15 protein-coding genes and 1 pseudogene are annotated in these 18,889 nt (G+C 56.3%); 9 read left to right on the plus strand and 7 right to left on the minus strand.

Annotation, left to right across the window (positions count from 1 at the left end):
• Window positions 1–118: 118 nt before the first annotated feature.
• The gene (gene lysA, locus K2184_RS07760; protein WP_049128655.1) at window positions 119–1,381 is read left to right on the plus strand and encodes a diaminopimelate decarboxylase; all 1,263 of its coding nucleotides are present in this window, start codon (window positions 119–121) and stop codon (window positions 1,379–1,381) included.
• Between the two features lie 39 nt (window positions 1,382–1,420).
• Here lysA and K2184_RS07765 read toward each other — a convergent pair whose 3' ends face one another.
• Entirely contained in the window at window positions 1,421–2,422 is a 1,002-nt protein-coding gene (locus tag K2184_RS07765) for a LacI family DNA-binding transcriptional regulator (RefSeq protein WP_163525638.1), read from the minus strand.
• A gap of 303 nt (window positions 2,423–2,725) precedes the next feature.
• On the opposite strand from K2184_RS07765, the gene K2184_RS07770 reads away from it, so the two are divergent.
• The 4 genes from K2184_RS07770 (at window position 2,726) to K2184_RS07785 (ending at window position 6,816) form a co-directional block, all read left to right on the plus strand.
• Entirely contained in the window at window positions 2,726–4,063 is a 1,338-nt protein-coding gene (locus K2184_RS07770) for a PTS sugar transporter subunit IIC (RefSeq protein ID WP_004115108.1), read from the plus strand.
• Window positions 4,064–4,070: 7 nt separating this feature from the next.
• Complete coding sequence (locus K2184_RS07775; protein ID WP_163525637.1) at window positions 4,071–5,498, plus strand: glycoside hydrolase family 1 protein; 1,428 nt, start codon at window positions 4,071–4,073, stop codon at window positions 5,496–5,498.
• A 68-nt stretch (window positions 5,499–5,566) separates the two neighbouring features.
• On the plus strand, window positions 5,567–6,340 hold the full coding sequence (locus tag K2184_RS07780; protein ID WP_004105268.1) for a GntR family transcriptional regulator: 774 nt from the start codon (window positions 5,567–5,569) through the stop codon (window positions 6,338–6,340).
• Entirely contained in the window at window positions 6,337–6,816 is a 480-nt protein-coding gene (locus K2184_RS07785) for a GNAT family N-acetyltransferase (RefSeq protein ID WP_016809909.1), read from the plus strand. The genes K2184_RS07780 and K2184_RS07785 overlap by 4 nt, the downstream gene beginning before the upstream one ends.
• On the opposite strand, the gene galR is transcribed toward K2184_RS07785, so the two are convergent.
• Window positions 6,777–7,793: an HTH-type transcriptional regulator GalR gene (gene galR, locus K2184_RS07790; RefSeq protein WP_004105264.1), complete on the minus strand. Its 1,017-nt coding sequence runs from the start codon at window positions 7,791–7,793 to the stop codon at window positions 6,777–6,779. The two genes, K2184_RS07785 and galR, sit on opposite strands and share 40 nt — an antisense overlap.
• A 622-nt stretch (window positions 7,794–8,415) precedes the next feature.
• Here galR and aas point away from each other — a divergent pair.
• The gene (gene aas, locus K2184_RS07795; RefSeq protein WP_163525636.1) at window positions 8,416–10,575 is read left to right on the plus strand and encodes a bifunctional acyl-ACP--phospholipid O-acyltransferase/long-chain-fatty-acid--ACP ligase; all 2,160 of its coding nucleotides are present in this window, start codon (window positions 8,416–8,418) and stop codon (window positions 10,573–10,575) included.
• Window positions 10,568–11,761, plus strand: coding sequence for a lysophospholipid transporter LplT (gene lplT / locus K2184_RS07800; protein WP_016809906.1), 1,194 nt, complete (start codon window positions 10,568–10,570; stop codon window positions 11,759–11,761). The genes aas and lplT overlap by 8 nt, the downstream gene beginning before the upstream one ends.
• Before the next feature lie 211 nt (window positions 11,762–11,972).
• Here lplT and K2184_RS07805 read toward each other — a convergent pair whose 3' ends face one another.
• From K2184_RS07805 to K2184_RS07825, 5 genes and pseudogenes are all read right to left on the minus strand, one after another.
• Window positions 11,973–13,013 (minus strand): NADP(H)-dependent aldo-keto reductase, encoded by a 1,041-nt coding sequence (locus tag K2184_RS07805; protein ID WP_064397359.1) that lies wholly within the window; start codon window positions 13,011–13,013, stop codon window positions 11,973–11,975.
• A 237-nt stretch (window positions 13,014–13,250) separates the two neighbouring features.
• The gene (locus tag K2184_RS07810; RefSeq protein ID WP_004105255.1) at window positions 13,251–13,469 is read right to left on the minus strand and encodes a YgdI/YgdR family lipoprotein; all 219 of its coding nucleotides are present in this window, start codon (window positions 13,467–13,469) and stop codon (window positions 13,251–13,253) included.
• Window positions 13,470–13,593: 124 nt separating this feature from the next.
• Window positions 13,594–14,307, minus strand: a complete 714-nt coding sequence (locus K2184_RS07815) for a TerC family protein (protein WP_004105253.1) — start codon at window positions 14,305–14,307, stop codon at window positions 13,594–13,596.
• 186 nt (window positions 14,308–14,493) lie between these two features.
• Window positions 14,494–15,189, minus strand: a complete 696-nt coding sequence (gene mutH / locus K2184_RS07820; protein ID WP_004105252.1) for a DNA mismatch repair endonuclease MutH — start codon at window positions 15,187–15,189, stop codon at window positions 14,494–14,496.
• Window positions 15,190–15,277: 88 nt separating this feature from the next.
• Window positions 15,278–15,418, minus strand: a pseudogene (locus K2184_RS07825) (hypothetical protein); the annotation flags it as partial.
• Between the two features lie 453 nt (window positions 15,419–15,871).
• Here K2184_RS07825 and rppH point away from each other — a divergent pair.
• Complete coding sequence (gene rppH, locus K2184_RS07830; RefSeq protein ID WP_004105248.1) at window positions 15,872–16,402, plus strand: RNA pyrophosphohydrolase; 531 nt, start codon at window positions 15,872–15,874, stop codon at window positions 16,400–16,402.
• Between the two features lie 12 nt (window positions 16,403–16,414).
• Window positions 16,415–18,661 carry a phosphoenolpyruvate--protein phosphotransferase gene (gene ptsP, locus K2184_RS07835; RefSeq protein ID WP_004105247.1) on the plus strand — a complete coding sequence of 749 codons (2,247 nt, stop codon included), beginning with the start codon at window positions 16,415–16,417 and terminating at the stop codon, window positions 18,659–18,661.
• Window positions 18,662–18,889 lie beyond the last annotated feature (228 nt).

Below are 18,889 nucleotides of genomic sequence, written 5' to 3' on the forward strand. Positions count from 1 at the left end.
ACGCAAGCCATATCATTTTTGCATAGACTGGCAATAAAACGATATTTTTTATTCCCCACGCGCTGTGGCGTAATCGTAAAAAAACAGAGATAACGCACACACAGCACCGGAGTTCTTTATGCCACACTCGCTTTACGCCACCGATACCGACCTGAACGCAGACAATCTGCTGCGTTTGCCCGCCGAGTTCGGCTGCCCGGTTTGGGTCTACGACGCGCAAATTATCCGCCGCCAGATTGCTCAGTTGAGCAAGTTCGACGTAGTGCGTTTTGCGCAGAAGGCCTGCTCGAATATCCACATCCTTCGCCTGATGCGCGAGCAGGGCGTGAAGGTGGATTCGGTGTCGTTGGGCGAGATCGAGCGCGCGCTGGCTGCCGGATACGATCCGCATCAGCATCCGGAAGATATCGTCTTTACCGCTGATCTGATCGACGATGCAACCCTGGCGCGGGTGAAAGAACTACAGATCCCGGTCAACGCCGGCTCAATTGATATGCTGAGCCAGCTGGGCGAAGTTTCACCGGGCCATCGCGTCTGGTTGCGGGTTAACCCGGGGTTCGGTCACGGTCATAGCCAAAAAACCAATACCGGCGGCGAAAACAGCAAGCACGGCATCTGGCACAGTCATTTAACGGCGGCGCTGGAAGTGATGCGTCGTTATCAGCTACAGCTGGTGGGAATTCATATGCATATCGGCTCCGGCGTAGACTACGGCCACCTGGAGCAGGTCTGCGGCGCGATGGTGCGTCAGGTTGTCGAATTCGGTCAGGATCTGCAGGCGATCTCCGCCGGCGGCGGGCTGTCGATCCCTTACCGCGAAGGCGAAGAGGCGATCGATACCGATCACTATTTCGGCCTGTGGAACGCGGCGCGTGAACAGGTCGCTAAACACCTGGGCCATCCGGTCGCGCTTGAGATCGAACCGGGTCGCTTCCTGGTGGCGGAATCCGGCGTGCTGGTTTCTCAGGTTCGCAGCGTAAAAGAGATGGGCAGCCGCCACTTCGTGCTGATTGACGCCGGTTTTAATGATTTGATGCGTCCGGCGATGTACGGCAGCTATCACCATATTACCGCTCTGGCCGCGGACGGCCGCGATCTGAGCGCCGCAGCGGAGATAGAAACCGTGGTGGCCGGGCCGCTGTGCGAATCGGGCGATGTCTTTACCCAGCAGGAGGGAGGGAAAGTGGAAACCCGCCTGCTGCCTGCGGTGGTGCCGGGCGATTATCTGGTGCTGCACGATACCGGCGCTTACGGCGCGTCGATGTCCTCAAACTACAATAGTCGTCCGCTACTGCCGGAAGTGCTGTTCGACAACGGTAAAGCGCGGCTGATCCGCCGCCGTCAGACTATCGAAGAGCTGCTGGCGCTCGAGCAGCTGTAAGGCGCTGCCCGATGGCACTTTGCTTATCGGGCCCGCTAATTATGCGTAATACGGCCCGGTGGTGACCGACTCGCGCAGCACCAGTTTGCCGGTAAACGGCGGTATGGTTTCGATCGGCTGACCGTTAGCCAGCTTGATCGCCTGATCGATAGCGGTGGTGATCATGTTATCGATCGGCAGATAGACCGTCGATAGCCCCGGTTCCAGCCATTTAGCGCTCGGCGCGTCATCAAAGCCAAACAGCGAAATATCCTGCGGGATCCGCAGCCCTGCCTGGTGCAGCGCCTTCGAAGCGCCCAGCGCCATATCATCGTTACAGGAAAACAGCGCGCTAAACGGCGTTTTCTCTTCCAGCAGCTCGCAGCAGAGTTCATAGCCGCGGCTCATAGTGGAGTCGCCGTATTTCACTTTCGCCGGATCCCACTTAATGCCGTGCTTTTTCAGCGCGTTACGATAGCCTTCCAGGCGAGCTTTACCCGTCGGCGTGTGCATCGGCACGGTAATACAGGCGATATCGCGATGGCCCTGGGTTATCAGAAATTCCACCGCCTGAAACGCTGCATCCTGCTGTTCGAAAAACACGCAGCGCTCTCTCGCCTGGCTTACATCACGGTTAATCACCACCAGCGGCATGTCGATGGATTCAATCAGCGACATGATTTTCTTTTCGCTCATATGGCGGGTGTAAAGCACGATAGCATCGCACTGGCGGTCGGCAAGCATCTGCACCGCCTCTTCTTCACGTTCCGGCGCATCGTGGCCGTCGGTAACGATCAGCTGTTTACCCCAGGCTTCCGTCTGGCGGGAAGCCTGCTGCAGCAGGCGGCCAAAATAGAAGCCGTCAAAGGTAGAAACCACCAGTCCGATACTGTTGCTGGTGCGGTTCGCCAGCGAGCGGGCGAGAAAATTAGGCCGATAGCCCAGCTCTTCCATCGCCTTAAAAACCTGTTGGCGGGTGCTCTCTTTCACCTGACCCGTGCCGTTCAACACGCGGGAAACCGTCGCTTTAGAGACGCCTGCGCGAATTGAGACATCCAGCATTGTAGCCATTCATCCGATTCCTGATATCACGTGGTAACCCGCAGTTTATCACAGACATTCAGGGGGATATGGCTTGATGGCGGCGCAAAAAACTATCGCGATCACGCTTTTACAGGAATTGATCGCGCGGAAAATAAAACCGCAAATGCGGTATACCAATTTCCGTCTTTGTGGAATACCAATAAACGAGTTGGGAGCTTAATCACAGAACTTATTCTCACCAGTGGCTATTTTTTGGTATGCCAAAAGGTGTTTGGCTGTACACCTGGTGCGCTAAAAGCCCTTAAACCTGAGGTATCCTCTATGGCATTGCAGGACAAACTGATCGACTCACTGGGGAGTTTCGCCACGAAATTCAACAGCTACCGCTACATCATGGCGATAAAATCCGCCTTTATTACCCTGATGCCGGTGATCATCGTTGGCGCCTTTTCGGTGCTGATCTCCAATATGGTGCTGGATCCAAAAAACGGCCTCGCCAGCTTTCAGGCGCTCTCGTTTCTGGCGGCGCTCAAACCTATTACCAGCGCGATTAACTACGCCACCCTTAACTTTCTCAATATTGGCGCGGTGTTCCTTATTGGCATTGAGCTGGGGCGGATTAACGGCATTAAGAGCCTGTTCCCCGGACTGCTGGCGGTGATCTGCTTTATCTGCGTCACGCCGACCACCGTCGAGATGATGGTCGACGGGCAAATGCATGAAGTGAAGGATGTCCTGCTGCGCCAGTTCTCCGATACCCGCAGCCTGTTCCTTGGCATGTTTATCGCTATTCTGTCGGTGGAAATCTACTGTTGGCTGGAGGGCCGTAAGGGGCTGAAGATTAAGATGCCGGATACCGTGCCGCCCAACGTATCGGCATCATTTTCCGCGCTGATCCCGGCCATTATCACCACCACGGTGATTGCCACCTTTGGCTTTATTTTTCATCAGGCGACCGGCATGTATCTGTATGACGCGGTCTATCAGGTGGTGCAGCAGCCGCTGGAGCGGGTGGTGCAAAGCCTGCCGGGGATCCTGCTGCTGATGTTTGTCGCGCAGCTGTTCTGGGTTATCGGCATTCACGGTAATCAGATGATCAAACCGATCCGCGAACCGCTGCTGCTGGGAGCCATTACCGTCAATATGAGCGCCTTTGAGCAGGGCAAAGAAGTGCCGAATATCATCACCATGCCGTTCTGGGATGTCTATATGAGCATTGGCGGATCGGGACTGACGATTGGTCTGCTGATTGCGGTGATGATCGCCACTAAACGCAAAGAGATGAAAGAGATCGCCAAGCTGTCGATTGGACCGGGCCTGTTCAATATCAACGAACCGGTCATTTTCGGGATGCCGATCATGCTCAATCCGATCCTCGCGATCCCCTTTATTATTACGCCGCTGGTAACCGGCAGCATCGGCTACTTCGCGACTGCCGCCGGTTTTGCCGGTAAAGCGGTGGTGATGGTGCCCTGGACCACGCCGCCGCTGATCAACGCCTGGCTGTCAACGGCGGGCTCGATGGGCGCGGTGGTGACGCAGCTTATCTGCATCCTGACCGCGGTGCTTATCTACCTGCCGTTTGTCAAAATTGCTTCCCGTCGCGCGGAAAACGCCCAGCGTCAGGCGGACAACGCGCAAGCCAGCGAAAATGCATGAGGACACCATGACGACAGTAAAGATGGCCATTCCCCGCGACTTTATCCTCGGCGCCGCCGCTTCGGCGTGGCAAACCGAGGGCTGGAGCGGCAAGCAAGAGGGTCAGGATTCCTGGCCCGATCTCTGGTACAAGAACGACCGTCACGTCTGGCATAACGGCTACGGTCCGGCTGTGGCGACGGATTTTATCAACCGCTTCCGCGAAGATGTGCAGTTGATGAAGCTGGCCGGGCTCACCCACTACCGTACGTCGATAAACTGGTCGCGCTTTCTCACCGATTATGAAAACGTCACGGTCGATGAAGCCTATGCGACGTACTACGACCAGTTGTTCGATGAACTGCTGGCCAACGGCATCGAGCCGATGATCTGCCTTGAGCACTATGAACTCCCCGGCTATCTGCTGGAGCAGTACGGCGGTTGGGCGTCAAAAAAGGTGGTTGCGCTGTTTGTGCAGTATGCAGAGAAAGTTTTCGCTCGCTATCACCGCAAGGTTACGCGCTGGTTTACTTTCAATGAGCCGATCGTCGTGCAGACCCGCATTTACCTGGACGCGCTGCGCTGGCCCTACGAGCAGAATACCGGCATCTGGATGCAGTGGAACCACCACAAGGTGCTGGCGACGGCAAAAGTGGTCCAGCTGTTCCGCGGGAAAGGCTATCGCGGCACGGTAGGCTGCATTCTTAACCCGGAGGTAACGTACCCGCGCTCAACAGCGCCGCATGATGTGCGTGCCGCCGAGCGCTACGATCTGTTCTATAACCGGATTTTTCTCGACCCGCTGGTCCACGGCGAATACCCGCCCGAGCTGCTGGCCCTGCTCGAACAGCACGAGATTGCATGGGATTATCGAGCGGAAGAGCTGGCGATTATCCGCGAAAACACCGTCGATGAGCTGGGGATTAACCTTTACTATCCGCATCGCGTTAAAGCGCCATCGCGCGCCTGGCACCCGCAGACGCCGTTCCATCCGGCTTACTACTATGAGCCCTTTGAACTACCGGGACGGCGGATGAATCACTCCCGCGGCTGGGAAATTTATCCGCAAATCATTTTTGATATGGCGATGCGGATCAAACGGGACTATCGCAATATTTCGTGGTTCGTGGCGGAAAGCGGCATGGGTGTGGAAAACGAAGGGCAGTTTCGCAATAGCGAAGGCACTATCGCCGACGACTACCGGATCCGTTTTATCAGCGAGCATCTTTGGCAGACGCTGCGCGCGCGGGAAGCGGGAGCCAACTGCCAGGGTTACATGCTATGGGCATTTACCGATAACGTTTCGCCAATGAACGCCTTTAAAAACCGCTACGGGCTGATTGAAATCGATCTGCAAAATAATCGTGCCCGGCGGCCCAAGGCTTCCGCCAGCTGGTTTCGTAAGCTTGGCGAGAGTCGCGAATTGACGCTGGATATTGATGATGAGTGGCGCTAGCCGGGTTGAAATTTTGCTAAGATAGCGGCCGATATTGACTCGCAGGCTCATAACGCACAGGTGATATTGTGGAGAAGGCTATCATTCCGCCGGAAAAGAAACCCTACCAGGAAATAGGTGATGATTTACGCGCACAGATTGCGCAGGGGCGCTATCCTATCGGGTCGCGCCTGCCGCCGGAACGCAATATCGCCGAGACCTACGGCGTGAGCCGTACCATCGTCCGTGAAGCGCTGTTGATGCTGGAGCTGCAGGGGACGGTTGATATCCGCCAGGGCTCAGGGGTGTATGTGATGCGCATCCCGCACGAGGACGATAGTGAGGAAGAACAGATGCTGAGCAGCGACGTCGGGCCCTTCGAAATCCTGCAGGCCCGCCAGCTGCTGGAGAGCAACATCGCCGCCTTTGCCGCCAAAATGGCCACCCGCGCCGATATCGATAACCTGAAGCGCATTATCGAGCAGGAGCAGCGGGCCATTGCCGCTAACGATACCAGCCAGGACAACGCCCGGCTGTTTCACCTGGTGCTGGCCGGCGCGACGCAAAATCAGATGCTGCTGGCGACGGTCGAGCGCATCTGGCTGCAGATGGACAGCAGCCCGCTGTGGCAGCAGTTCAACGTGCATATTGCCAGCCGGGCGTATCGCCTGAAGTGGCTCGGCGATCGGCAAACGCTTCTCGCCGCCCTGCGTCGTCGCGATGTGATGGGGGCCTGGCAGGCTATGTGGCAGCATCTCGAAAACGTTAAAAACAGTCTGCTGGAGCTGTCCGATGAAGACGCGCCGGACTTTGATGGCTACCTCTTTGAATCGGTGCCTATTTTTCAGGGGAAGCTGGTGTGATGATCCAACCCCTCTACGCCGCGCCGCAGCACGCTTCACGCGTGACGGAATGGCTATGGCGGGCTTTTGGCGGTGAAACGCTGCCGCAGGCGTTCTTCGCCAGTATTGTCGGGCATAGCCAGACGCCAGGGGCGCTGCCGATGACCTTTATTGCCGCTGAGGGGGAGACGCTGTTAGGCACCGTCGGCCTGTGGCGCTGCGATTTAATCAGCCGTCAGGACCTTTATCCATGGATGGCGGCGCTCTACGTGGCTCCTGAAGCGCGCGGGCAGGGGCTGGCCGGGAAACTACAGCAGCACGTTATCGACTATGCCCGAAAGCAGGGCTATGGCGAGCTGTTTCTCTACTCCGCCTGCCGCGATTTTTATGAACGTTTCGGCTGGCAGTACATCGGCGAAGGCCTGGATTATCCGGCCGCCGCCGTCAGTTTATACCGCTACGATTTGTCGCTATCGAGAGGCGCAATCACCGAGTGACGGCGGACCAGCGTAGGGCTGAAAAGATGCGTTATCTCCGGCGGAGGCCGATGTTCCGCCAGCGCTAATGCCAGCTCAGCGGCCTGAGTCGCCATGGTGATAATCGGATAGCGCACGGTAGTCAGCCGCGGCCGCACGTAGCGTGAAATCAGCACGTCATCAAAACCAATCAGCGAAATCTCGCGCGGCACATCAATCCCGTTATCGTTCAGCACCCCCATCGCGCCGGCGGCCATTGAGTCGTTATAGCAGGCGACGGCGGTAAAATTTCTGCCGCGGCCCAGCAGCTCGGTCATAGCCAGTTCGCCGCCGCTCTCATCGGGTTCGGCAAAGGTCACCAGCCGATCGTTGCACGGCAGGTTGCTCTCTTTTAACGCCGAATAGTAGCCCTGCAGCCGATCTTCGGCATCGGAAATGGCGTGGTTTGAGCAGAGATAGCCGATACGGGTGTGCCCCTGCTGAATCAGGTGGCGGGTAGCGAGCCACGCGCCGTAGCGGTCATCCAGCGCCACGCAGCGCTGCTCGAAGCCGGGCAGGATGCGGTTAATCAGCACCATGCCGGGGATTTGCTTCATCAGCGAGGCCAGCTCGTCGTCGGGGATAATTTTGGCATGAACCACCAGCGCAGCGCAGCGGTGGCGGATCAGCTGTTCAATCGCCTGACGCTCTTTATGAAGGCTGTGATAGCCGTTGCCGATCAGCAAAAAATTGCCGGTATTGTAGGCAACCTGCTCGACGGCTTTGACCATCGCGCCGAAGAAGGGGTCGGAGACATCACCCACCACCAGGCCGACGGTTTCCGTTGACTGCTGCGCCAGCGCGCGGGCGTTGGCGTTGGGGTGATAATTTAGCGTTTCCATCGCCGCGCCTACTGACTGGCGCGAGGCTTCACTGGCTTTCGGTGAATTGTTAATCACGCGGGAGACGGTAGCGACAGAAACGCCTGCGAGTCGGGCTACATCCTTAATGGTCGCCATACCAGACCTTTTTTAGGGTAAGCGTTTACATACCGGTTATGGTACGGGAAAGCGCGGCAGATTCAAGGCCTGGTCGTTTCAGGTTAATGCAATTGTGACGCAGAGTAGCGTTGCCGGTGAAATAGTTACCCACAGGGGAACGGAGAATGATACCGGGAAACGATAATTCACACCTTTGCTTACACTTTGCGATTAGCTGTTGCGAATGTTCGCTGGTTAACCCATTCAGTGCATTGATACTCTGGCTATCCCAGAGGTATTGATAGGTGGAGTCGACTTCAGGTTGACCACTCTAATTACACCAGCCTGCGCAGATGCGCAGGTTTTTTTTTGCCTGCCGCTGCCGTTGTTACAGTTAGCGAAAATAGCAATAACTGGTTGCACTTAGGCTTATTCCCTTGCGTTTTATGGCTGGCACCGGCGGAGGAAAAAACGAGACAATCAGGATCCCAGAGGTATTGATTGGTGAGTTTTTTACGTACGCTCTTCGTACTGATTATCTTGCACCGACCTGCGCGGATGCGCAGGTTTTTTTTGTCCTGAATTCCGCTCCCCACACTGCATTTCCCGCCGCTTCTCGTGTAACCTGCTTTGACTGATTAACCGGTCAAACGGAGTTGTTATGCTTTTGGGATTTTTTAGACTGCTATTCAAAGGATTGTATCGGGTAAGGCTTACCGGTGACACGCAGGCGCTGTACCAGCAAAAGGTACTGATCACCCCAAACCATGTCTCTTTTATTGACGGCGTTCTGCTGGCGCTTTTCCTGCCGGTGCGCCCGGTCTTTGCGGTCTATTCCTCGATTAGCGAGCGCTGGTTTATGCGCGCGCTAAAGCCGATGATTGATTTTGTCCCGCTGGATCCCACCAAACCGATGTCGATAAAGCATCTGGTACGCCTCATTGAGCAGGGGCGCCCGGTGGTGATTTTTCCGGAAGGGCGCATTTCGGTGAGCGGTTCGCTGATGAAGATTTACGACGGCGCGGCCTTTGTGGCGGCGAAGTCGCAGGCAACCATAGTGCCGCTGAGAATCGAAGGCGCCGAATTAACCCATTTTAGCCGTCTGAAGGGGCTGGTCAGACGCCGCCTGTTCCCGAGCATTCAACTGCACCTGCTGCCGCCGACCCATTTGCCGATGCCCGAGGCGCCGCGTGCCCGCGACCGGCGAAAAATTGCCGGTGAGATGCTGCATCAGATCATGATGGAGGCGCGGATGGCGGTGCGCCCGCGCGAAACGCTGTACGAGTCTCTGCTGGCGGCCCAGGACCGCTTCGGCGCGCGTAAAAACTGCGTGGAAGATATCAACTTTCAGCCGGACACCTACCGCAAGCTGCTGACCAAAACCCTGTTCGTGGCGCGTATTCTGGAAAAATACAGTGCTCAGGGGGAAAAAATCGGCCTGATGCTGCCGAATGCGGGAATTAGCGCGGCGGTGATTTTCGGCGCGATCGCCCGTGGACGCATCCCGGCGATGATGAACTATACCGCCGGAGTGAAAGGCCTGAGCAGCGCCATTACCGCGGCGGAAATCAAAACCATCTTTACCTCACGCACCTTTCTCGATAAAGGCAAGCTCTGGCACCTGCCCGAGCAGTTGACTCAGGTGCGCTGGGTGTTTCTCGAAGATTTAAAAGGCGACGTTACCGCCGCCGATAAGCTGTGGATTTTTGGCCATCTGCTGATGCCGAAGCTGGCGCAGGTGAAGCAGGAGCCGGAAGATGCGGCGATGATCCTGTTTACCTCCGGCTCGGAAGGCAATCCGAAAGGAGTGGTACATAGCCACAAGAGCCTGCTGGCCAACGTCGAACAGATTAAAACAATTGCCGACTTTACCGCTAACGACCGCTTTATGTCGGCGCTGCCGCTGTTCCACTCCTTTGGCCTGACGGTCGGCCTGCTGACCCCGCTGTTTACCGGCGCGGAAGTCTTCCTCTATCCCAGCCCGTTACACTACCGCGTGGTGCCGGAACTGGTATATGACCGTAACTGTACCGTGCTGTTCGGCACCTCCACCTTCCTCGGCAACTACGCCCGCTTTGCGAATCCCTATGATTTCTATCGCCTGCGTTACGTTGTCGCCGGCGCAGAGAAGCTGCAGGAGAGCACGAAGCAGATCTGGCAGGACAAGTTTGGTCTGCGCATTCTTGAAGGCTACGGCGTCACCGAATGCGCGCCGGTGGTGTCGATTAACGTGCCGATGGCGACAAAAGTGGGCACCGTTGGCCGAATTCTGCCTGGAATGGATGCGCGTTTGTTGGCGATGCCCGGAATTGAAGAGGGAGGCCGGCTGCAGCTTAAAGGGCCGAACATCATGAACGGCTATCTGCGGGTGGAAAATCCGGGCGTACTGGAAGCGCCCGCGGCGGAGAATCAGCACGGAGAAGTGGAAAACGGCTGGTACGACACCGGAGATATCGTCAGCTTTGACGAGCAGGGCTACGTGCGGATACAGGGCCGCGCGAAGCGCTTTGCCAAAATCGCCGGCGAGATGGTGTCGCTGGAGATGGTCGAGCAGGTGGCGCTGGCGGTTTCGCCGGACAAAATGCACGCCACGGCGATTAAACAGGACGCCAGCAAAGGCGAGGCGCTGGTGCTGTTTACCACCGATAATGAACTGAATCGTGAAAAACTGCTGCGCTATGCCCGCGAACACGGCGTACCGGAGCTGGCGGTACCGCGCGACATTCGCTGGCTGAAACAGCTCCCGGTATTGGGCAGCGGCAAGCCGGACTTTGTCACTCTTAAAAGTATGGTTGATCGGACGGAAGATTCGGATGAGTGAGTCAGTACACACTAACAATTCGCTGTACTCGAAAGGAATGATAGCGGTTATCTGCGCCCAGTTTCTCTCAGCATTCGGCGACAACGCGCTGCTGTTCGCTACCCTGGCGCTGATGAAGCAGCTGTTCTACCCGGAGTGGAGCCAGCCGGTATTACAGATGTTGTTTGTGGGCGCTTACATTCTTTTTGCGCCGTTTGTCGGGCAATTTGCCGATAGCTTCGCTAAGGGACGAGTGATGATGGTAGCCAACGGCCTGAAGCTTATCGGCGCGGGCTGCATCTGCTTCGGCGTGAATCCGTTTCTCGGCTATACCCTGGTCGGTATCGGCGCCGCCGCTTATTCTCCGGCTAAATACGGCATCCTTGGCGAGCTGACCACCGGCGATAAGTTAGTGAAAGCGAATGGCCTGATGGAGTCATCCACCATTGCGGCGATCCTGCTCGGCTCGATGGCGGGCGGTATTCTCGCCGACTGGCACGTTGTGGCGGCGCTCAGCGTCTGCGCGGTGGTGTACGCCGGGGCGGTCGTTGCCAACCTGTGGATCCCGAAGCTGCCCGCGGCGCGTCCGGGGCAATCCTGGCGCTTCAGGCCGATGACCCACAGCTTTTTCAGCGCCTGTACGACCCTATGGCGCAACGGCGAAACCCGCTTTTCATTAGTCGGCACCAGCTTGTTCTGGGGAGCGGGCGTGACGCTGCGCTTTCTGCTGGTGCTGTGGGTCCCGGTAGCGCTGGGCATTACCAGCAACGCGATGCCGACCTACCTTAACGCGATGGTGGCGGTGGGGATCGTGCTGGGAGCTGGCGCGGCGGCGAAGCTGGTGACGTTGGAAACGGTGTCGCGCTGTATGCCTGCCGGGATATTAATTGGCGTGGCGGTCATCTTTTTCGCCATTCAGCAGGCGCTGCTGCCGGCGTTTGCTCTGCTGCTGCTGCTCGGCGCGTTTGGCGGCTTCTTTATCGTGCCGCTCAATGCGCTGCTCCAGGAGCGCGGCAAGCATACGGTCGGCGCGGGCAACGCTATCGCGGTGCAGAACCTGGGCGAAAACGTGGCGATGCTGCTGATGCTGGGGCTCTATTCGCTGGCGGTGAGCATCGGCATTCCGGTGGTCGGCGTGGGGATGGGTTTTGGCGTAGTGTTCGCGCTGGCAATTACCGCCCTGTGGATCTGGGGACGGCGCAAATAACATCCCCGGCTCGCGCTGCGCTTAGCCAGGCTACCGTTCCGCCTATGCGGTGACGCTGTAGCCCGGATAAGGCGTCAGCCGCAATCCGGGAGCTTTTAGAACTTGTAGCCCGAAAAGATGCTTAGCATCGCCTCCGGGAAAGAGGCCTGTATGGTTGCGCCATTTTGTCGCCCGGACAAGGCGTTCACGCCGCGACCGGGACTTTACGCTCTTACGGCGCCGGGTAGGTATAGACCTGATGCACCGCTTCAATCTCCGCTAACACCTCTGCGCTCAGCTCCAGATGGAGGCTTTCGACGTTGGTTTTCAGCTGTTCCATGGTCGTCGCGCCCAGCAGGGTACTGGCGACAAACGGCTGACGACGCACGAAGGCCAGCGCCATTTGTGCCGGGTCAAGGTTATGCCGCTTCGCGATATCGACATAGGCCGCCACCGCTTTTTGCGTTTGCTCGCCGCTATAGCGCGTAAAACGGCTGAACAGCGTATTGCGCGCGCCGACCGGTTTTGCGCCATTGAGGTACTTCCCGGTCAGCGTACCGAACGCGAGGCAGGAATAGGCCAGCAGTTCAACGCCTTCATACTGGCTAACTTCCGCCAGGCCCACTTCATAGCTGCGGTTCACCAGGCTGTACGGGTTCTGGATCGTCACAATGCGCGGCAGGTCGTGTTTATCCGCAAGATGAAGGTAACGCATGACGCCAAATGCTGTTTCGTTGGAAACGCCGATATAGCGAATTTTGCCGGCACGCTGGAATTCAGCCAGAGCATCCAGCGTATCCAGGAGAGTGACGACCGGCGCGGAATCGGCCCAGGTGTAGCCCAGTTTGCCGAAACAGTTGGTTGGGCGCTGCGGCCAGTGTACCTGATAGAGATCGAGATAATCGGTCTGCAGGCGCTTCAGGCTGTCGTGAAGCGCCTCGCGGATATTTTTACGATCCAGTTTGTGGTCAGGACGGATGCTGCTGTCGTTATTGCGGGCAGGGCCGCTGACTTTAGAGGCGATAACCAGCTTCTCGCGGTTACCGCGCTTCGCCAGCCAGTTGCCGACGTAGGTTTCCGTCAGACCCTGGGTTTCCGGGCGCGGCGGGACGGGATACATTTCAGCGACATCGATCAGGTTTATGCCCTGGCTCACGGCGTAATCGAGCTGCTCATGGGCGTCTGCCTCGCTATTCTGCTCACCAAACGTCATTGTGCCCAGCCCCAGCGTGCTGATTTCAAGAGAACTGTGTGGGATACGGTGATACTGCATAGCCGGCTTCCTTTTTTTATCAACAAGGTCAGGCGTTCCCCGACAAAGGAATATAAAAATGGCAGAGGGGAAGAAAAAGGGGAAGTAAAAAAATCAAAAAAGCCGGGCTGGCGGAATCAGGCCTGACGAATCCTTACGGACAGATCAGGTGTATCCCGACTTTTATTTTAATGCTGAAGAATATTGAAACCTGCTCAGGCGAGCGATAAAGGAGCCATCGCTGCGTAGCGGCGAGTCTTAACGTTTAATAATCTGCGAAACGTCATCACGATTGATCTGCATTTTATTACCCTGCTGATCTTCGTAGCTGATAAGGCCAGTATCGTCGTCTATAGCGGGTTTGCCGTCAGTCAGAATCATGCGACCATCTTTGGTTGCCATGACGTAATCGCTGCTGCAACCTGAAACCGAGAACGCCAGTCCTACGGCGGAAATCAATACTGCCCATTTTTTCATCGTTATCACCCCTATTATAGCCGCACCTCGTACCAGTATATTAATAGCCTGATTTGTGAGACATAAAAAGCAGTTAAGTCTTAAAAAAAGATTGCAGCCCGTTTCAGGGCTGCATTTTAGCGCTCTACAGCGGATTTTTTTTATTTCGCAGCAGGTTGAGGCTCTCAACCGCAATCGAGAAGAACATGGCGAAATAGATGTAACCTTTCGGCACATGCACGTCGAAACTTTCGAGCATCAGCGTAAAGCCGACAAGGATCAAAAACGACAGCGCCAGCATTTTTACCGAAGGGTGGCGATCGACAAAATCGCCTATCGAGCGGGCGGCAACCATCATCACCAGCACCGCGATAACTACTGCCGCCATCATTATAAACAGATGATCCGACAGCCCAACGGCGGTAATGACCGAATCGAGGCTGAAAATAATATCCAGCAGCATAATCTGCACGATAGCGCCCATAAATGAATGAACGTTGGTTTTCAGCCCTTCTTCTTCGCCTTCGATGGATTCGTGGATCTCTTTACTCGCTTTCCAGATCAGAAACAGCCCGCCGAGCAGCAGGATCAGATCGCGAAAAGAGATCTCCTGACCTAATACGGTAAAGAGAGGGTTAGTGAGCTTGACGACCCATGCGATTGACGCCAGCAGCGCCAGACGCATGATCATTGCGCCCATCAGCCCAATGCGGCGGGCATGTGCCCGTTGCGCCGTGGGCAGCTTAGCGACGACCAGAGAGAGGAAAATAATATTATCGATCCCGAGCACTATCTCCAGCAGCGTCAGCGTACCAAGCGCCAGCCAGGCGTTAGGATCGGTTACCCATGCAAATAACATCGTTCAAAGTCCTGCAAAATAGAAAGAAGCAATTATATGCAACCGTCATGGCAGAACAAAAAATTAATCATCATCCAGGCCGTTCAGCTTTGGTTTACCTTATTGTTAGCCGATTGCGCTGACCCAGGTCGCGTAAGGTTTCTACGCTTCGGCAGGCGTTTAATGACCGCCGTGAAGCAAGCCGATTTATTTAGGGTAAAGAAGAAAATGGCGGGCGAGCAGGGCGGCGGTAAAATTTTTCTTCAGATAGAAACCGCGCGGTAAGGTGAGGATCGGTTCGCCGCGGGCGCCTACGGCCTCGGTCAGCGCTTTGCTGTTGGCCGCTTTCGGGCGCAGCTGCAGAACTTCGCCGTGGCGAGCGGTGATACGTTCGACCTGGCCAAGGACGATCAGGTCCATCAGCTCTTCCCAATCCATACGTAGCTGTCGCTCTTCTTCTTCGCTGGGGCTCCACAGCAGCGGAGCGCCAACGCGGCGGTCGGCTAAAGGGATCGCGCGATCGCCCTCTACCGGTACCCACAGCACGCGCTTAAGCTTGTGACGTACGTGGCTGCTCTCCCAGGTAACGCCGCTGTTGCCGGTTAGCGGCGCGACGCAGACGAAGGTAGTTTCCAGCGGCCGGCCAAAAGCATCGATGGGAATCGTTTTCAGCTCAACGCCGAGAGCGGCGAAATCCTGCTCCGGCTTGCTGCCTGCGCTCGCCCCCAGCCATATTTCCAGCAGAATACCGATCCAGCCTTTATCACGTTTTAAATCGCGCGGAATGGGAATTCCGGCAAGCATCGCCAGCTCTCCCAGCGAATAGCCTGCCAGCTGCTGCGCCTGGGCCAGCAGCTGCGCCTGGCTTTGCGGGGGGGATAACAGCGGCGCGATGGTCGACATAACGTAAAACCTCTGGCTAAAAAATGAGCGGTAATTTCATCCGTTGTGGATAGAGTTTACCTTTTCTTGGGTAAGTATGACAATTTGATGATTCATATAGCTTTTTTTGTGATTTTTTGCCGCGATGAAATTTGTAAAACCGGGTTTTCCAGAACTGGTCACCGACAATGAACAGGATCTTACACCATGTTATCCACAGAAAAATGGGATAACTGGGGAAAAGCCCCACTACTGTTTCCATTTACAGCCTTGACGTGAGAGGAAAATCGAGTTTTTAGACAAAATATGCCCAGAGCGCTTGCGTAATCTGTGGATAAAACCAACATTGCTCGATCTTTCATCAGTTCCAGGATCGCTTATGTGATGATCGTCACGTTATGCAGTGGGTTATGAAATTTTACCATGCTAACTTAATGAAAATTAGGTCATTATTATCGAGGGTTATGACTACGCCGTTCGGATGATTCCGGGTTTTCCCTGGTTAATTCCGTACTTCTTCACAACTCTATCCACAGAAAAAGTGAATAAAATCGTCCGGGTACGGCTTTCGCTGTTTATAACTCCGGGTATTACTGTGAGTTATTCAAATGTTATTCGATCTCATCGCCCTCACAGAGTGGTTTACCGTTTCCAGCGAGTGTGAAACAATCATTCACATTGAAGCTTATTTTGAGGTAGTCCGGTGATTGATGACGATGGCTACCGCCCAAATGTCGGTATTGTAATCTGTAATCGCCAGGGCCAGGTTATGTGGGCCAGGCGCTATGGTCAGCACTCGTGGCAGTTCCCGCAAGGGGGCATAAATCCAGGAGAATCAGCAGAGCAGGCGATGTATCGGGAATTGTTCGAAGAAGTCGGGCTTAGCCGCAAAGATGTGCGGATCCTCGCTTCAACCCGTAACTGGTTGCGTTACAAATTGCCTAAACGTTTGGTGCGTTGGGACACAAAGCCGGTATGTATCGGCCAGAAACAGAAGTGGTTTCTCCTGCAATTGATAGGCAGTGATGCAGATGTCAATATGCAAACCAGCAGTACACCTGAGTTTGATGGCTGGCGATGGGTAAGCTACTGGTACCCGGTGCGTCAGGTGGTGTCGTTTAAGCGCGACGTATACCGCAGGGTGATGAAAGAGTTTGCCAGCGTCACAATGGCGCTGGCGGAAAACACGCCTAAGCCGCAAAGCGCGCCTGCATATCGACGTAAAAGAGGTTAAGCCACGCACATTATGCTCACTCGGTTGCGAGAAATAGTCGAGAAGGTCGCGAGTGCGCCACGTTTAAACGAGGCGCTGGATATCCTGGTAACCGATATCTGCGCTGCGATGGAGACGGAAGTTTGTTCGGTTTATCTGGCTGATCATGACCGACGCTGTTATTACCTGATGGCGACGCGCGGGTTGAAAAAGCCCCGCGGGCGCATCGTTGCGCTTGCTTTTGATGAAGGCCTGGTCGGCCTGGTCGGCCGCCTGGCGGAACCCATCAACCTCGCCGACGCGCAAAAGCACCCCAGCTTTAAATATATTCCTGCCGTAAAAGAGGGCCGCTTTCGCGCTTTCCTCGGGGTGCCGATTATCCAGCGGCGTCAGCTGCTCGGCGTGCTGGTGGTACAGCAGCGCGAGCTGCGCCAGTTTGACGAAAGCGAAGAGTCTTTTCTTGTCACGCTGGCCACGCAAATCGCCGGCATTCTCTCCCAGTCCCAGCTAAACGCGCTATTTGGTCAGTATCGTCAGACCCGCATCCGCGCGCTGCCCGCATCGTCCGGCGTAGCAATTGCCGAAGGCTGGATGGACGTCAGCCTGCCGCTGATGGAGCAGGTTTATGAAGCCTCAACCCTCGATACCGCTTCCGAGCGCGAGCGGCTGACCGGCGCGCTGGAAGAGGCGGCGAATGAGTTTCGCCGCTACAGCAAACGCTACTCTGCCGGCGCGCAGAAAGAGACGGCGGCCATTTTTGACCTCTATTCACACCTGCTCTCTGACGCGCGCCTGCGCCGCGAGCTGTTTGCCGAAGTGGATAAAGGCGCGGTGGCCGAATGGGCGGTGAAAAAGATCATCGAGAAATTCGCCGAACAGTTTGCCGCGCTCAGCGATGGCTATCTCAAAGAGCGCGCGGGCGATCTGCGCACGCTGGGCCAGCGGCTGCTTTTCCATCTCGACGACAGTATTCAGGGGCCAAATACCTGGCCGGAGCGCATCGTGCTGGTGGCGGATGAACTGTCGGCCACCACCTTAGCGGAGGTTCCTCAGGATCGTTTAGCCGGCGTGGTGGTGCGCGATGGCGCGGCGAACTCCCATGCCGCGATTATGGTCCGCGCGTTGGGCATTCCGACGGTGATGGGGGCGGATATCCAGCCTTCGTTGCTGCACGGCCATACGCTGATTGTCGATGGCTATCGCGGCGAGCTGCTGGTCGACCCGGAGCCGGTGCTGCTGCAAGAGTATCAGCGCCTGATCAGCGAAGAAAACGAGCTTAGCCGCCTGGCTGAGGACGATCTTGAACGCGCTTCGGAACTGAAAAGCGGCGAGCGGGTAAAAGTGATGCTCAACGCGGGCCTGAGCCCCGAGCATGAAGAAAAGCTCGGCAACTTCGTCGACGGGATTGGACTTTACCGTACCGAAATCCCCTTTATGCTGCAAAGCGGCTTCCCCTCTGAAGAGGAGCAGGTTGCCCAATATCAGGGCATGCTGCAGATGTTCAACGATAAATCGGTGACGCTGCGCACGCTGGACATCGGCGCGGACAAACAGCTGCCGTACATGCCGATCAGCGAAGAGAACCCGTGCCTTGGCTGGCGTGGGATTCGGATCACGCTCGATCAGCCGGAGATCTTTCTGGTGCAGGTCCGCGCGATGCTGCGCGCCAACGCGGCGACCGGAAACCTCAGCATCCTGCTGCCGATGGTTACCAGCCTCGATGAAGTGGATGAGGCTCGTCGCCTGATCGATCGCGCCAGCCGCGAAGTGGAAGAGATGATCGGCTACGCCATTCCCCGCCCGCGTCTTGGCGTGATGCTGGAAGTGCCGTCGATGGTGTTTATGCTGCCGCAGCTGGCGAACCGCGTCGATTTTATTTCCGTCGGCACCAACGATCTGACCCAGTACATTCTGGCGGTGGATCGCAACAATACCCGGGTCGCCAGTATGTATGACAGCCTGCATCCTGGGGTTCTGCGGGCGCTGGCGATGATCGCCCGCGACGCCGAGCGTTTTGGTATCGATCTGCGCCTGTGCGGAGAAATGGCGGGCGATCCGATGTGCGTGACGATCCTGATTGGCATGGGTTATCGTCATCTGTCGATGAACGGCCGTTCGGTGGCGAGAGTGAAGTATCTGCTGCGGCGCATCGATATCAATGAAGCTCAGGAGCTTTCGCAGCGAAGCCTGGAAGCGCAGATGACCGCCGAAGTGCGCCATCAGGTTGCGGCATTTATGGAACGACGAGGACTCGGCGGCCTGATTCGCGGCGGCCGTTAGCGCGGGCTACGGTTCAAGAATTTGTAGCCCGGGTAAGGCGCAACACGCCGCTTCCGGGAATGGCCGGCAAATTTTGTAGCCCGGGTAAGGCGTTAGCCGTGACCCGGGACAACGCTGACGAGGTTCGAGCGGCCTGAGGGTTGGGTAGCCCGGACAGGCGCAGCGCGCCGCCTCCGGGAATGCTCAGCCGCGAATTCGCATTCGTATACATATCTTTTACATGTCCAA

Source organism: Klebsiella sp. K5-306, from assembly GCF_051835185.1.
Classification (GTDB): Bacteria; Pseudomonadota; Gammaproteobacteria; order Enterobacterales; family Enterobacteriaceae; genus Klebsiella; species Klebsiella oxytoca.